13 protein-coding genes and 2 tRNA genes are annotated in these 14,837 nt (G+C 71.4%); 3 read left to right on the forward strand and 12 right to left on the reverse strand.

All coding sequences use genetic code 11. The features are described 5' to 3' along the window. Window positions 1-16: 16 nt before the first annotated feature. A complete protein-coding gene (locus ACFYOV_RS03775; RefSeq protein WP_389082345.1) occupies window positions 17-751 on the reverse strand; it encodes a hypothetical protein in 735 nt (244 codons plus the stop codon). A 125-nt stretch (window positions 752-876) separates the two neighbouring features. Next, on the reverse strand, window positions 877-3,771 hold the full coding sequence (gene leuS, locus ACFYOV_RS03780) for a leucine--tRNA ligase (protein WP_389082348.1): 2,895 nt from the start codon (window positions 3,769-3,771) through the stop codon (window positions 877-879). 533 nt (window positions 3,772-4,304) lie between these two features. Between leuS and ACFYOV_RS03785 the strand changes: the two genes are divergently transcribed. Then, entirely contained in the window at window positions 4,305-5,561 is a 1,257-nt protein-coding gene (locus ACFYOV_RS03785; protein ID WP_389082351.1) for a cytochrome b/b6 domain-containing protein, read from the forward strand. Then, complete coding sequence (locus ACFYOV_RS03790) at window positions 5,558-7,168, forward strand: NADH-ubiquinone oxidoreductase-F iron-sulfur binding region domain-containing protein (protein WP_389082353.1); 1,611 nt, start codon at window positions 5,558-5,560, stop codon at window positions 7,166-7,168. The genes ACFYOV_RS03785 and ACFYOV_RS03790 overlap by 4 nt, the downstream gene beginning before the upstream one ends. A gap of 60 nt (window positions 7,169-7,228) precedes the next feature. Here the strand turns inward: ACFYOV_RS03790 and ACFYOV_RS03795 are convergent. The 9 genes from ACFYOV_RS03795 to ACFYOV_RS03835 form a co-directional block, all read right to left on the reverse strand. Then, window positions 7,229-7,301, reverse strand: a tRNA-Ala gene (locus tag ACFYOV_RS03795). A 108-nt stretch (window positions 7,302-7,409) separates the two neighbouring features. Continuing rightward, window positions 7,410-7,643 (reverse strand): hypothetical protein, encoded by a 234-nt coding sequence (locus ACFYOV_RS03800; protein ID WP_006136074.1) that lies wholly within the window; start codon window positions 7,641-7,643, stop codon window positions 7,410-7,412. 3 nt (window positions 7,644-7,646) lie between these two features. Continuing rightward, window positions 7,647-7,820 (reverse strand): hypothetical protein, encoded by a 174-nt coding sequence (locus ACFYOV_RS03805; protein WP_389082356.1) that lies wholly within the window; start codon window positions 7,818-7,820, stop codon window positions 7,647-7,649. A 201-nt stretch (window positions 7,821-8,021) separates the two neighbouring features. Next, window positions 8,022-8,094 (reverse strand) — tRNA-Ala (locus tag ACFYOV_RS03810). Between the two features lie 120 nt (window positions 8,095-8,214). Beyond that, entirely contained in the window at window positions 8,215-8,889 is a 675-nt protein-coding gene (locus tag ACFYOV_RS03815) for a histidine phosphatase family protein (RefSeq protein ID WP_389082359.1), read from the reverse strand. Continuing rightward, window positions 8,880-9,326, reverse strand: a complete 447-nt coding sequence (gene rsfS, locus ACFYOV_RS03820; RefSeq protein WP_389082362.1) for a ribosome silencing factor — start codon at window positions 9,324-9,326, stop codon at window positions 8,880-8,882. The genes ACFYOV_RS03815 and rsfS overlap by 10 nt, the downstream gene beginning before the upstream one ends. A 138-nt stretch (window positions 9,327-9,464) precedes the next feature. Further along, a complete protein-coding gene (locus ACFYOV_RS03825) occupies window positions 9,465-11,201 on the reverse strand; it encodes an LCP family protein (RefSeq protein ID WP_389082364.1) in 1,737 nt (578 codons plus the stop codon). A 16-nt stretch (window positions 11,202-11,217) separates the two neighbouring features. Next, window positions 11,218-11,964, reverse strand: a complete 747-nt coding sequence (nadD, locus tag ACFYOV_RS03830; protein ID WP_389082366.1) for a nicotinate-nucleotide adenylyltransferase — start codon at window positions 11,962-11,964, stop codon at window positions 11,218-11,220. 56 nt (window positions 11,965-12,020) lie between these two features. Further along, window positions 12,021-12,185 carry a hypothetical protein gene (locus tag ACFYOV_RS03835; RefSeq protein ID WP_389082369.1) on the reverse strand — a complete coding sequence of 55 codons (165 nt, stop codon included), beginning with the start codon at window positions 12,183-12,185 and terminating at the stop codon, window positions 12,021-12,023. Window positions 12,186-12,436: 251 nt separating this feature from the next. Here ACFYOV_RS03835 and ACFYOV_RS03840 point away from each other — a divergent pair, with 251 nt between their 5' ends. After that, window positions 12,437-13,552, forward strand: a complete 1,116-nt coding sequence (locus tag ACFYOV_RS03840; protein ID WP_389082371.1) for a M48 family metallopeptidase — start codon at window positions 12,437-12,439, stop codon at window positions 13,550-13,552. A gap of 185 nt (window positions 13,553-13,737) precedes the next feature. Here ACFYOV_RS03840 and ACFYOV_RS03845 read toward each other — a convergent pair whose 3' ends face one another. Beyond that, the gene (locus tag ACFYOV_RS03845) at window positions 13,738-14,808 is read right to left on the reverse strand and encodes a hypothetical protein (protein WP_389082374.1); all 1,071 of its coding nucleotides are present in this window, start codon (window positions 14,806-14,808) and stop codon (window positions 13,738-13,740) included. Between the last annotated feature and the right edge of the window lie 29 nt (window positions 14,809-14,837).

The raw sequence follows: 14,837 nt of genomic DNA on the forward strand, positions 1-14,837 counted from the left end.
CGCGGCAGTGACCTGATCAAGTGGTGCTCTCGGGGCGGGGCTTCTTCTGCCAGGGGTAGGTGGGGCGCGGTGCGGGCGGGGTGATGGCGGGTCGCTCGGGCTCCCGCTCCGGCGCCGGCCCGGGGGTCTGCGGCCGTGCCTGCCCGGCCGCCGGGGTGTCGGCGGCGGGGGCTTCGGGCCAGGGCGGCGGCGTGGGCCGCTGCTCGGTGGTCGTCCAGTGGCGCAGCGCCCCGGCCTCCATGTCGATCTGGGCGCTGAGGGTGTCCAGGTCGTCGTCGGCGAAGTGGCGGGCACGGTCCCGGGCCGCCCAGCGCAGGGACTCCGCCGAGGCGGTGATGCGCTCGGTGCGCTCGCGCAGTGCGGGCAGCCGCTCGGCGAGGGTGGCGCGGTCCGGTTCGGACTCCAGGCGCCTGAGCTCGGCGTCCAGTTCGTGTCCGTGCGCGCTGAGGCGCTCGAAGAGGCCGAGGGACTCCTTCAGGGACTCGTCCTCGGCGACGGCGGCGTGCAGCGCGTCCTGGGTGGCGCGCATCGACGTGCGCAGCTTGAGCCGCAGTTGGGCGATCTCACCGGCCGGTCCGGGCTGGGCGAAGGACTTGACCTTCAGGGTGTGGTCCTCGACCGTGCGGCGGGCCTGGGTGAGGTGACGGTCCGCGGTGCGCTTGGCGGCTCCGACGGCCTTCACCGTGGCGTAGGCGCCGAGCACGAGCAGGAGCACGAAGAGCAGGGCCATCACTGCGATCACTGCTTCCACTGCGCTCCTCCTCGCACCGGACGCGGCGGCCACCGCGTCCCTCCTCAACGGTAAACGCAAGGGGCAGGTCCGGAGTTCCGGATGGACCCCGAACCTGCCCGTAGGGGGATACCCCGAACCCGCACCTACGCCGGAACGATGTTCACCAGCTTCGGCGCCCGCACGATCACCTTGCGGATCCCGGCCCCGTCCAACGCGGCGACGACCTTCTCGTCGGCCAGGGCGACCTTCTCCAGCTCGTCCTCGGAGATCGACGGCGACACCTCCAGCCGCGCCTTGACCTTGCCCTTGATCTGCACGACGCAGGTCACCGTCTCGTCGACCACGTACGCCGGGTCGGCGACCGGGAAGTCCCGGTGGACCACCGAGTCGTCGTGGCCCAGGCGGCGCCACAGTTCCTCGGCGATGTGCGGGGCCAGCGGGGCGACCATGAGCACCAGTGACTCGGCGACGGAGCGCGGGACCGCGCCCTGCTGCTTGGTCAGGTGGTTGTTCAGCTCGGTGATCTTGGCGATGGCGGTGTTGAAGCGCATGCCCTCCAGGTCGCCGCGCACGCCGTCGATCGCCTTGTGCAGGGCGCGCAGCGTGTCCTCGTCGATGTCGGCGTCCTCGACGTCGACGACGGTCACCTCGCCGGTCGTCTCGTCGACGATGTTGCGCCACAGCCGCTGCAGCAGGCGGAACTGACCGACCACCGCGCGGGTGTCCCACGGCCGCGACACGTCCAGCGGGCCCATGGCCATCTCGTACAGGCGCAGGGTGTCGGCGCCGTACTCGGCGCAGATCTCGTCCGGGGTGACGGCGTTCTTCAGGGACTTGCCCATCTTGCCCAGCAGCCGGGAGACCTTCTCGCCCTGGTAGTAGTAGGCGCCGTCGCGCTCCTCCACCTCGGCGGCCGGCACCGCGATGCCACGGCTGTCGCGGTAGACGTAGGCCTGGATCATGCCCTGGTTGAACAGCTTGTGGAACGGCTCCGCGGAGGAGACGTGCTCCAGGTCGTACAGCACCTTGGACCAGAAGCGCGCGTACAGCAGGTGCAGCACGGCGTGCTCGGCGCCGCCGACGTACAGGTCGACGCCTCCGTGCGGCATGCCCTCGCGCGGGCCCATCCAGTACTGCTCGACGGCCGGGTCGACCAGCCGGTCGCTGTTGCGCGGGTCCAGGTAGCGCAGCTCGTACCAGCAGGAACCGGCCCAGTTGGGCATGGTGTTGGTCTCGCGGCGGAACGTGCGCGGACCGCGGCCGTCGCCCAGGTCCAGGGTGACGTGGACCCATTCCTCGTTGCGCGACAGCGGCGTCTCGGGCTGGGTGTCGGCGTCGTCCGGGTCGAAGGTGCGCGGGGAGTAGTCCTCGACCTCGGGCAGTTCCAGCGGCAGCATCGACTCGGGCAGGGCGTGGGCGACGCCGTCCTCGTCGTAGACGATCGGGAAGGGCTCGCCCCAGTAGCGCTGACGGCTGAACAGCCAGTCGCGCAGGCGGAAGTTGACGGTGCCCTCGCCGTAGCCCTTGCCCTCCAGCCACTCGGTGATGCGCGCCTTGGCCTCGGCCACGCCCAAACCGTCCAGGGAGACGTCCGCGCCGGTGGAGTTCACGAGCGTCGCGTCGTACGAGGTGAAGGCGTCGTCCCAGGCGGCGGTGTCGGTGCCGCGGCTGTCGGTCGGCTCGACCACGCAGACGATCGGCAGTTCGAAGGCGCGGGCGAACGCGAAGTCGCGGCTGTCGTGCGCCGGGACGGCCATGATGGCGCCGGTGCCGTAACCCATCAGGACGTAGTCGGCGATGAAGATTGGGACCCTCTCGCCGTTGACCGGGTTGGTGGCGTACGCGCCGACGAAGACGCCGGTCTTGTCCTTGGCCTCGGCCTGCCGCTCGACGTCGGACTTGGACGCGGCCTGCGCGCGGTAGGCGGCGACGGCCTCGGTGGGGGTGGCGTGACCGCCGGTCCACACCTCGTGGGTGCCCTCGGGCCAGGCGTCGGGGGTGAACTTCTCCACGAGCGGGTGCTCGGGGGCCAGCACCATGTAGGTCGCACCGAACAGGGTGTCGGGGCGGGTGGTGAAGACGGTGATGTGCTCGCCGTCGATCGGGAAGTCGACCCGGGCGCCCTCGGAGCGGCCGATCCAGTTGCGCTGCTGGAGCTTGATGGCCTCGGGCCAGTCCAGGGCGTCCAGGTCCTCCAGCAGCCGGTCGGCGTAGGCCGTGATGCGCATGTTCCACTGGCGCAGCTTGGCCTTGAACACGGGGAAGTTGCCGCGCTCGGAGCGACCCTCGGCGGTGACCTCCTCGTTGGCCAGCACGGTGCCCAGGCCGGGGCACCAGTTGACGGGCGCGTCGGAGGCGTAGGCCAGGCGGTACTCGCCCAGGACGTCGGCGCGCTCGGCCTCGCTCAGCTCGCTCCAGGCGCGACCGCCGGGTACGGCGCGCTCACCGGACTCGAACCGGGCGATCAGCTCGGAGATCGGGCGCGCCCGGTTCGCCTCGTCGTCGTACCAGGAGTTGAAGATCTGGAGGAAGATCCACTGGGTCCACTTGTAGTAGTCCGGGTCGATCGTGGCGAACGACCGGCGCTTGTCGTGGCCCAGGCCCAGCCGGCGCAGCTGGGCCCTCATGTTCTCCATGTTGGCCTCGGTGGACACGCGCGGGTGCGTGCCGGTCTGCACGGCGTACTGCTCGGCGGGCAGGCCGAAGGCGTCGAAGCCCAGGGTGTGCAGGACGTTGTGCCCGGTCATGCGCTGGAAGCGCGCGAAGACGTCGGTGGCGATGTAGCCGAGGGGGTGGCCGACGTGCAGTCCCGCACCGGAGGGGTACGGGAACATGTCCATGATGAACTTCTTGGGCTTGGCGGCCGTCTCCGGGTCGCCCGCCAGGTCGCCGCTCGGGTTGGGGGCGGCGTAGGTGCCCTCGGCGTCCCAGAAGTCCTGCCAGCGTGCCTCGATCTCGGCGGCCATGGCGGCCGTGTAGCGGTGCGGCGCGGCATCCACCGACGTGCCAGTGGCGGCCGCGGGGTTCGTCTCGCTCATGATCCTCAAAGCTCCATCGATCGTCTCTGCCTGCGACTGCGACTTCCAAGAAATGAAAAATCCCCTCGCACAGGAGGGGACGCCGCGCCGATTCCGATCTGCCGGTCACCTGTCGGTCACCCGGCGGTCGGGACTGATCAGCGCGGCTCGCTAAGCAGAAGGCGTACGGCACGCATGGCGCAAGGGTACCGCAGGCCCCGAGCCGGTCGCGACGCGCTCACCGGGGGCCTCCGCGGCCGGCGCGGCTGCCGTCGGCCCGCGGGCAGTCCTGAACCTCGGTCAAAAGTTACTTCGCGTAACGACCTCTAAGGGGCATCACAACGACCACATTGTCTTTTGATAACAGCGCAATAACTCAAACCTCGTACTCATCGGTATGACGGCGCTTAGAGTGCGGCAGCGGGACCGCTTTCCCGAACGTTCGGAGTTGCCCCCATGAACTCTCGTCCACACAGCAGCCCACCCCCCGCGCGGGTCAGGTCGGCTGCCGCTCCGCTCTGCCCGCTCTTCGCCGTGACGGGGGGAGGTAGGTCGTGAGGCCGGACGACAGCACGGCGGACGACTGGTTCGCGGAGTTCCTCAACTTCGGTGTGGGCGTCCTGTCGCTCGTCTGCCTCACCTGCTCGGTGATCTGGGGGCTCGTGGCTCAGGACCGGGTCCTGCTCGGCCCCCGCCAGCGGATCCTGGCGCAGGCGGTGCACCGGACGACCGCCGTCGCCTCGATCGCCTTCCTGCTGGTCCACATCGTCATCAAGCTGGCGCTGGACCACACCACGTGGATCGCCGCGGTGATCCCCTTCGGCCTGGCCCTCACGGACGACGAGGCCGTCACGGGCCGGGCCTTCCTCGTCGGCCTGGGGACCACGGCCGCGCTGCTCATGGTCTTCGTGGGCATCACCGGCGTCCTGCGCAACCGCTTCGCCTCCCCGGCGCCCGTCGCGGCCCGCTGGCGCGCCATGCACATGCTGGCCTATCCCGCCTGGTGCGCCGCGCTCGTGCACGGCCTCTACGCGGGTCGAGCGGCCAAGCCGATCTTCACCATCCTCTACGGCCTGTCCGTGCTCGGCGTGCTGGCGGCCCTCGTGCTGCGGGCCTCCCCCCGCCCGGTCAAACGCAGGGTCGCCGACCGCGTCGCCGCGCTCCTCGGCACCGCCGTGCAGCCGGACCGCGAGGAACTGGCCGAGAGCCGGTTCCGCGCGGCGGAAGGCCGCGCGGGAGAGGCCGAGTCACCCTTCCCCGGTTCCGGGGGCCGGCGCGGGTCCCGCTCGCGCGCCAAGCCCTCCGGGCCGCTGTTCCAGAGCGCCGAGCGCCCCGCGCCGGAGCCCGCGAACGGCTTCGCCGCCGCCTACCGCGCGGTCTCGACGCCCTCCCGTCCCGCGCAGCCGCCCGTCGGCGCCGATCCGACCGCCCGCATGGAGCTGCCGCCGGACATGCAGCCCACCCAGAGCATGCCGAGCTTGGGCGACGATCGGGTGGACGGCCCGTCCAGCACCTCGGGCAACTGGCCGATCCCCTCCCCGCCGCCGGTCGGCGAGGCCCCGCCGTCCGCCTACGACCCGCTCAACGACACGGGATACACCATCCCGGCCTATGACAATTCGCACGCTTCCGGCTACGGCTCGAGTGATGTATACGACACCGTTGAGACGAACGGCCTCTACGGCACGTACAACCCGAGTGACACGTACAACAGCGGTCCCGCCACTGAAACACTGCCCGGTGCGTCCTACGACTTCGACGCACCGGGTTCGGGCGAACCTTGGAACACGCCTTCCGGAGGCTTTAAGTGAACGAGGCCCTGCCCGACGTTCCCGAAGTCCGCGTCGTCGGACTTCCTCAGCTCACGTCGGGCTTCGACCTTGTCGACCGGCTCGATCTGCCCATGCACCTCAAGGTGCACGGGCCCTTGGAACCCATGGGCGGTGAGCAGCTCGCGCAGCTCGCCGACCGCATCAACCTCAGGGGCCGCGGCGGCGCGGGCTTCCCCTTCCACAAGAAGCTGCGCTCGGTCGCCGAATCGGCGATCAAGCGCGGCGTCCGGCCGGTCGTCGTCGTCAACGGCAGCGAGGACGAACCGGCCTGCCGCAAGGACACGGTGCTGATCAACCGCGCCCCGCACCTCATCCTGGACGGCGCCCTGCTGTGCGCCGAGGCCCTCGGCGCCCGCACGCTCGTGGTGGGGGTCACCCGGGAGTCCACCCAGCGCTCGATGGAGGCCGCGCTCGCCGAACGCGGCCTGAGCAACGGACGCCGGTCGGCGCTGCGCGCCCGCGTGCAGCGCAACCCGGTGCGGATGGTCACCGGTGCCGCCGCGTCCCTGATCCGCTCGATCGACGGGGGTCCGGCGATTCCGCCGGGCCGCAAGATCAGCGCCTCGAAGAGCGGCGTCGGCGGCGCTCCGACGCTGCTGTCCAATGCCGAGACGTTCGCCCAGCTGGCCATCGCCGCCCGCATCGGCCCGGACCGCTACGGCAACACCGGGCTGTACGACGAGCCGGGCACCGTGATGCTCACGGTGTCCGGGGCGGTGGCCCGCCCGATGGTGATCGAGGTCCCGACCGGCGTGCCGTTGCGCTACGTCCTCCAGCTCGCCGGTGCGCCACCGGTGCCGCAGGGCGTGCTGACGGGGGGTTACCACGGCAAGTGGATCGACGCGGCAACCGTCAACGAGGCGATCGTCTCGCGCAACTCCCTGGACGCCGTGGGCGGTTCGCTCGGCGCGGGGGCGATCCTGCCGATCAGTCAGGACACCTGCCCGCTGGGCGAGTCGCTCAGGGTGGCGCAGTGGCTGGCCGAGGAGAGCGCGGGCCAGTGCGGCCCCTGCTACCTGGGCCTGCCGGCCGCCGCGCGGGGCCTGGAGGACATCCTCAACGGGGGCGGCCCGGCCGCCCTGGAGGCCCTCAAGCAGGTCACCAAGAACGTGAAGCGGCGCGGCGCGTGCTCGCACCCCGACGGCTCCGCGATGTTCCTGGAGTCGACCATCAAGGCGTTCACCGACGACCTCGCGGCGCATGTCCTCGGCAACGGCTGCGGCCGGCCCGTGGCGGGCGTGCTGCCCCTCTTCGCGGCAGGCAGGGCCCCCACGGGCATCCCGGGCGGCCAGTCCGAGGAGGAGAACGGGCCCAGCCGCCAGAAGATCTACGTCGACTGGACGCTGTGCCGCGGCCACGGCCTGTGCGCGGACATCCTCCCGGAGGTGTTCCAGCTGGGCGCCGACGGCTTCCCGACCGTGGCCCAGGCGCAGGTGCCGCGGTACGCCGAGGCCAAGGCACTGCGCGCGGTGCGCCGCTGCCCGGCGCTGGCGCTGCGCATCGAGGAGGAGGCCCAGGCGAAGGCCCCGTCGCGCAACCTGCCAGTGCTGTCCCAGGGCCGGGGACGGCGCGCCCTGGGCCGCTGACGCGGACCGCCAACCGCAGAGGGCGGACCATCCGTTCGGATGATCCGCCCTCTACTTCTGTGGAGCTAAGGAGAATTGAACTCCTGACCTCCTGCATGCCATGCAGGCGCTCTACCAACTGAGCTATAGCCCCTTGTGGTGCCGCCCTCCGGGTTTCCCCGGCGGCGACGCCAACTTTACACGGTCCACCCGGGCCAACACCAAATCGGTTTCGCTTCGCTCGCTTCTGCCCGAAATGACCTCACGCCGTCACGAACGAATAGAAGCGTTTGAGCGTGCAGTGCTCCTCCAGCAGCCGGCCATAGATCGGCTCACCCTCGAGTTCGCGGTACGTCTCGATGGGGTCGCCCTTTATGATCAGCGCCCGCGCGCACTCCTCGCACCAGTACTGGTAGTCCGGATTGATCGGTTCCATGTCCCGGACGATCGGCGTCCCGCTGCCGCACCAGTCGCACTTCCGCCTGTGTGCACCCATCGATCAGCTCCAGCTGTGGCCGCAGGCCGTGCACACGTAGGAGATCCCGCCGTTGTCGCCGAGGACCTGGGCGACGTGCGCGGAACCGCAGGAAGGGCAGGCGAGCCGAGTCGAGGTCCGTGGTGTCAACGCCGCTCCGAGGAGGCGATCGACCTCCTCGTGGATGCTCGCAGGCATCGCAACTCCCTCCCGTCGGGCCGCGCCCCCTTCCGGCCGTTTGATTCTGCCACGACCGGGCCGACACGGTCAGCGACGCCGTGGTACCGGTCGGGACACGGCCCGGCGTCCCGTAGAGGTATACGCCCGCCGGAGCCGGACTTCTCAAGGGAAGACGACGAAAAAATCCCGCCTCCTGCGGAGGACGGGATCTTCGTCACGTGGAGCTAAGGAGAATTGAACTCCTGACCTCCTGCATGCCATGCAGGCGCTCTACCAACTGAGCTATAGCCCCTTGCGTCACACGGGAGGCCCGTGCGGTGTTCGTCCCGCTCGGCGGGGCGAACAAGAAGAACTTTAGCCTGCGACCTGCCGGAAAGTGAAATCCGGTCCCCCGGGCCGCCCCGGGGGACCCTCAGTCGTCGTCGCCCAGCACCGGCTCGGGCAGCGTGCCGGCGTTGTGCTCGAGCAGCCGCCAGCCGCGCAGGCCCTCGCCGAGGACGGACCAGCAGCAGTTGGTGAGGCCGCCCAGGCTCTCCCAGTTGTGCGGCGCCAGGCCGAGCAGCCGGCCGATGGTGGTGCGGATGGTGCCGCCGTGGCTGACCACCACCAGCGTGCCGTCCTCCGGAAGCTTCTCGACGTGCCGGAGCACCACCGGGGCGGCGCGGTCGGCGACCTCGGTCTCCAGCTCGCCGCCACCGCGGCGCACCGGCTCACCGCGCTTCCACGCGGCGTACTCCTCGCCGTGCCGGGCGATGATCTCGTCGTGCGTCAGGCCCTGCCAGACGCCCGCGTAGGTCTCCCGCAGCGCCTCGTCGAGGGTCACCTCGAGGCCGGTGAGCGCGGCCAGCTCGGCGGCGGTGTCGGCGGCCCGCTTGAGGTCGGAGGCGACGATCGCGTCGGGCCTGAGGCCCGCGAGGAGACGGGCGGACCGGCGGGCCTGGGCCACGCCGGTCTCGGTGAGCTCCACGTCCGTGGAGCCCTGGAAGCGGCGCTCCACGTTCCAGGACGTCTGGCCGTGCCGCCACAGGATGACGCGGCGGCCCCGGCGCCCGGGACCGCCCACCTCACCGGTGGCGCTCACCGCCACTCACCGCCCGGCTCCGTCGCCTCCTCGGCCTCCTGCATGCGGGCGTGCTCCGCGGCCTTGCCGCGGGTGGCCAGGGCGTCGGCGGGCAGCTCCAGCTCGGGGCAGTCCTTCCACAGTCGCTCCAGGGCGTAGAAGACCCGCTCCTCGCTGTGCTGGACGTGGACGACGATGTCGACGTAGTCGAGCAGCACCCAGCGGGCCTCGCGGTCGCCCTCGCGGCGGACCGGCTTGGCGCCGAGCTCCTTGTTCAGCCGCTCCTCGATCTCGTCGACGATGGACTTGACCTGGCGGTCGTTGGGCGCGGAGGCCAGCAGGAAGGCGTCGGTGATGGACAGCACGTCACTGACGTCGTAGGCGACGATGTCGTGCGCGAGCTTGTCGGCGGCCGCCTGGGCGGCGGTGGTGACGAGCTCGAGGGAACGGTCGGTTGCGGTCACTACAAGGCTTTCGGTCGGCGGACGATGGTCACTCACTCGTCACCAAGGGTCTCACGGACCGCCGGGCGGACCCCACGTGATGAGGGGCGCACCCCTGGAGATCACGGGGGTGCGCCCGTGGGCCGGTCCGCGGCCCGGCTACGTCGCGGGGTCGTAGTCCTGGCCGAGGACGACCGAGACGCGGGTGTTCGCGAAGACCTCGCCCCTGGCGACGGAGCCGGCCGGCAGGCCCAGGGTCTTGGCGACCTCGACGGCGTTCTGCTTGTCGGCGGCGTCGGCGTACAGGACCCTGGAGGTCGCCCGGGCGTCCGCGGTGCCGCTCTCCCGGAAGGTGAAGCCGCCGTTGAGGAGCACCACGCGGGCCTTCTCGGTGTTGTCCTTCACTCCGGTGGCGTTGCGCACGGAGACGCTGACGGCGGCGTCCTTGTCGGGGCTCTTCGCGGTGCCGCCGAGGACGTCCTCGACGACGCTGTCGCTCGCCTGCGCGGTGAGCGTGCCGTCCTCCTGCACGGGCAGGGTGGCGGTGCGGTGGTCGCCGCCCTTGGCGAGGTCGGAGAGGCGGGCGAGGAAGGAGCCGAGGTCCTTGTCGGTCAGGGGCGGCTCGATGATCTGACCCAGCGTCTGGATGGTGGTGGTGGCGGCGTCGGGCTCGGAGGTCATCTTGCGCAGCACCCCGTGCATGACCTGCCCGAACCGCTCCAGCTGGGCGTTCGGAGCCTCGCCGGGGGCACGGTGGGTGGCGTAGGCGACGGCCATCTTGCCGCTGAGGGTCTGGTTCTCGCCCTTGTTGACCAGCGGGGCCTCGCCCTTCTTCTTGGCGTCCGGGTCGGCTACGGCGGCGTTGGTGTCGATGTCGATGTTGCCGACGAGGTCGACGAGGTTCTGAAGATAGGGGGTGTCCAGGCGCCAGGTGCCTTCGATGTCGGTGCCGAGGACAGAGTCGAGCGCGGTGCGGGTGCCGTCGGAGCCGTCGTCCTCGACGGACTTGGCGAGCGTGGTGGTGCTGCCGTCCTCGGCGGTGAGGGCGAGGGAGTTGGGCAGCAGGACGGTAGTGCCCTGCTTGGTGGTGGTGTTGCCGACGAGCAGGGCGGTGGCGGTGCCGCCCTTCTTGGTGTCGTGCAGGTGGACCACGATCACGTCGCGCTTCTGTGCGCCCGCGGCCGCGGTGGTGCCCGTGCCGGAGCCGGAGTCGGACAGGCCGGGGAGCTTCCCGGCGTACCAGAGGTAGCCGACGCCGCCGACCGCGACCAGGGCGAGGACCACCACCAGGGCGACGATCCGGCTGCGCGCCCGGCGCCGGGCCTCCTCGCGGCGCTCGGTGCGGTTCTCGGTGAACTTGAGCCAGTCGATGACGTCCTCGGAGTCGTCGTCGGGCTCCTCGACGAACGCGAACTGCTCGGTGCGGTAGTCCCGTCCCGGTTCCGGGTCGGGAGCCGGGCCGTCGACGGCCGGGCCGGCCTGCTGCGGGATGTGCGGGGCCTGCTCGGCGACCCGGTGCGTTCCGGTGCCGGCGGGCGCGCCCTGCCCGTAGGGGTCGTACGGGGCCGCCGCCGGGCCGGCCTGGTGGGTACCGGTGCCGTAGGGGTCGTAGGAGCCGTAGCCGGGGGCGTGGGGCTGGTGGGCGGTCCCGTAGGGGTCGTAGGGCTGTGCGGGCTGCTGCCCGCCGGCGGCGTAGGGGGCGTAGCCGTAACCCTGCTGTCCCTGCTGACCCTGTTGCGGCGCGTGTCCCTGTTGGGGCTGCTGGGCGTAGGGGTCGTACGCCTGCTGTGGCGCCTGCTGGGCCGGGACCTGGCGGTAGACAGGTCGGCCGTACTCGTCGTAGCCGACGAGTTCGTACGGGTCGGCTCCGTAGCCCGCGTCGTATCGGTCGTTCACCGGTGCCCCTCTCGGCTCACTCGCCGCGGTACAGCTGACGCTTGGCGATGTAGCGCACGACTCCGTCCGGCACCAGATACCAGACGGGGTCTCCCTTGGCGACTCTCGCACGGCAGTCCGTCGAGGAGATGGCGAGGGCCGGGACCTCGACGAGCGACACGCCGCCCTCGGGCAGACCGGCGTCGCTGAGATGATGTCCGGGACGGGTCACCCCGATGAAGTGGGCGAGGGAGAACAGTTCCTCGGAGTCGCGCCAGGTGAGGATCTGGGCCAGGGCGTCGGCGCCGGTGATGAAGAACAGGTCCGTGTCGGGGTTGAGCGCCCGCAGGTCGCGCAGGGTGTCCACGGTGTAGGTGGGGCCGCCGCGGTCGATGTCGATACGGCTCACCGAGAACTGCGGGTTCTCGGCGGTCGCGATGACCGTCATCAGATAGCGGTCCTCGGCCGCGGAGACCGTGCGGTGGCTCTTCTGCCACGGCTGGCCGGTGGGAACGAACACCACCTCGTCGAGGTGGAACTGCGCGGCGACCTCGCTGGCCGCCACCAGGTGACCGTGGTGGATCGGGTCGAAGGTGCCGCCCATCACGCCGAGGCGGCGCTTGCCCGGCCCGGCCGGCCCGCTGCCGGGGCCGTCGGCCCTGCGGGGCGCCGGACGGCGCGCGTCGCCGCCCGCCGTGCGCCCGGCGGCGTCCTCGGCCGTACCCGGGGCCGTGTTCCCGGCCGGATCGTTCACCGGGCCGGTAGGCATGTCCTGCTCTCCCATGCGTGCAGACCCTACCGGCCCGGCAGGAGCGCCCCGGCTGCCGGTCTCCGGCGGGCTCAGCGGTCGCGGTTGAAGCGCGTGGTGATCCACAGCAGGAGCAGCAGCACGAGGAGGGCCCCGCCGCCGGTGACGTAGGGGTTGAGGCTCTCGTGGTTGCCGCCGTGCTCTCCGCCCTCGGCGGCGAGGGTGACCAACTGGGCAGCGGTGCTGTGGAAGCTCATCTTCGGCAGGACCTATCGCGTGTGGGCGGGATAAAGACGTCGGCTCATCGTAAGCGGGCGCGGTCGCGGCGATCACGCCGACTCCGCGGTTGCGGGGCGGCAGGCAACCATCGTGGTGTCCTGGGTCGTCCTTCCCCACGATCGGGACCGCACTTCCCCTCCTGCCCGTCCACGGTGTCTCGGCCTAGGCTGGGCTTCGCCCCGGGGGAGCAAAGGGCCGCACAGGCCACACAGACGCACTTGGGGGACACATGTCCGACGGCCACCACGACAGCGGGCACGAGAACGTGCCGAGCAGGCAGCGCAGGCGTTTCCCCGGGATCTCCTCGCGCGCGTACGAACACCCGGCCGACCGTTCCGCGCTGGTGGCGCTGCGCAGGCTGAGCGGCTTCGACACGGTGTTCAAGACGCTGAGCGGACTGCTGCCCGAGCGCAGCCTGCGGCTGCTGTTCCTGTCCGACTCGGTTCGGGTCTCGGACCGGCAGTTCGCCCATCTGAACGACATGCTGCGCGACGCCTGCTACATCCTGGACCTGAAGAAGGTCCCGCCCATGTACGTGAACCAGGACCCGAACCCGAACGCGATGTGCATCGGCCTGGACGAGCCGATCATCGTGGTCACCACGGGCCTGGTGGAACTGCTCGACGAGGAGGAGATGCGGGCGGTCGTCGGGCACGAGGTCGGCCACGCGCTGTCCGGCCACTCGGTGTACCGGACCGTCCTGCTGTTCCTGACGTCGCTGGCGGTCCGGGTCGCGTGGATCCCGCTGGGCAACGTCGCGATCATGGCGATCGTGACCGCGCTGCGCGAGTGGTTCCGCAAGTCGGAGCTGTCCGCGGACCGCGCCGGGCTGCTGGTCGGCCAGGACCTCCAGGCGTCGATGCGCGGCCTGATGAAGATCGCCGGCGGCAACCACCTGCACGAGATGAACGTGGACGCGTTCCTGGAGCAGGCCGAGGAGTACGAGGCGGGGGGCGATCTGCGCGACTCCGTGCTGAAGATCTTGAATGTGCTGCCGCGCTCGCACCCGTTCACCACCGTGCGGGCGGCCGAGCTCAGGAAGTGGGCGGCCACCCGGGACTACCAGCGGATCATGGACGGCCACTACCCGCGCCGGGAGGAGGACAGGGACGCCTCCGTGCGCGAGTCATGGCGGCAGTCGGCGAGCAGCTACGCCAGTGACGTGCGCGATTCCAAGGACCCCCTGATGAAGCTGGTCAGCGACCTCGCGGGCGGCGCCGGCGATCTGGGCGACCGGGTGCGCCGCGGCTTCGGCGGCTTCACGTCGTCGGCGCAGCCGCGGCCGGACGAGCCGGGCACGTCGGCGGACACCGGCGAGGACCGCCCCCCGCGCGACGCCGACTGAGCCGCCGTCGGCGCCGGGTGCCGGTACTCGCCGGCCCCGGGGCCTCGCCGCCCGCCGGGGCCGGGGGCGCGGTGCTTCACCTGCGCCGGGCCTCACACCATGGTCTGCACCCCAGCGCCGGGCCTCACACCTTCGTGCGCCCTGCGCTGGGTCCTACACCATCGACTGCGCCCCTGCGGCGGGCCTCACACCCTCGGCTGCGCCCCCGGTGCCAGGGAGCCGCACAGGGCCGGGGCGCTGCCCGTGGCGTAGGGGTCCGTGCCCGCGGGACCCGCGTCCTCGGCGGTCTGGCCGGCCAGGAGGGGACGCAGCCGGGAGGCGGAGTCCTCGGCGCAGGACAGGGGGCCGGCCTGGGCGTGGGAGGCGGCGAGCCGGGTCTGGTGCAGGCGCAGGTCGTCGCGGTCGAAGCGGAAGGTCAGCTCGCGCCGGACGGTGAACAGCGACGCCTCGGCGTCCCGGCCCGCCCCGGCCGGGCGCAGCGCGTAGACGAACGTGTGGTCCGCGGTGACCTCGAGGGTGGAGGAGTCGCTCTCGGCGGCCTGGAGGGTGCCCTGGACGCGGACCGTGCGGTCGGCGAGTTCCGCGCGGGCGGGGTCGAAGCGGACCAGCCAGCCGGTGGGCGCGTGCCGCCCGTCGGCGGTGGGCCGGGCGAAGCTCTGGTCGAACTGTTCGAGCTGGTCGGGGTTGAGCAGGACCCGCACCGAGCGCGTCTCGCCGCCGGTGAGCACGTCCGGATCGAGGGAGGACCGCACGAGGTAGTCCTTCGCGGTGACGAGCGCGGTCACGACCTGCCCGTCGGAGAAGTGCGCGGTGCGCCGGGAGGCCGGCAGCGGGATCCCCTCGGCGCCGTTGCGGAACTGCGCCGCCGGGCTGTGCGCGTACAGCCGCTCCGGGTCGGCGGTGCCGGGCACCTTGCCCCGCGGGGCGAGCGGGATGACCGTCATGCGCAGCGGCTCGGCGGGCCTCTTGGCGACCGGTGTCTGGTACGGGTGGCGTACGCCCATGTAGATCGCGGTGCCGAAGGCCACGGCGATCAGGACGACCAGTACCAGCGCCTGCCGGGACAGCCCCCGGTGCCGGGGCGGACGGCGGCGTACGGCGGGTGCGTGGTCGGTGATGCGCTCCTGTGCGGAGTACTCCTGGAGGCGGGCAGCGCGGACGAAGGACTCGTCGAAGACGACGGACCTGTACTCGTCCTCTCCACCTCCGGGGGCTCCCTCAGGGGTCCCCTCGGGTGGGTCCGAAGGCCCTCCCATACCTTCAGGGTAGGTCCCACGGCCCTCGC

It is taken from the genome of Streptomyces sp. NPDC005931, from assembly GCF_042871235.1.
In the GTDB taxonomy this organism is placed as follows: Bacteria; Actinomycetota; Actinomycetes; order Streptomycetales; family Streptomycetaceae; genus Streptomyces.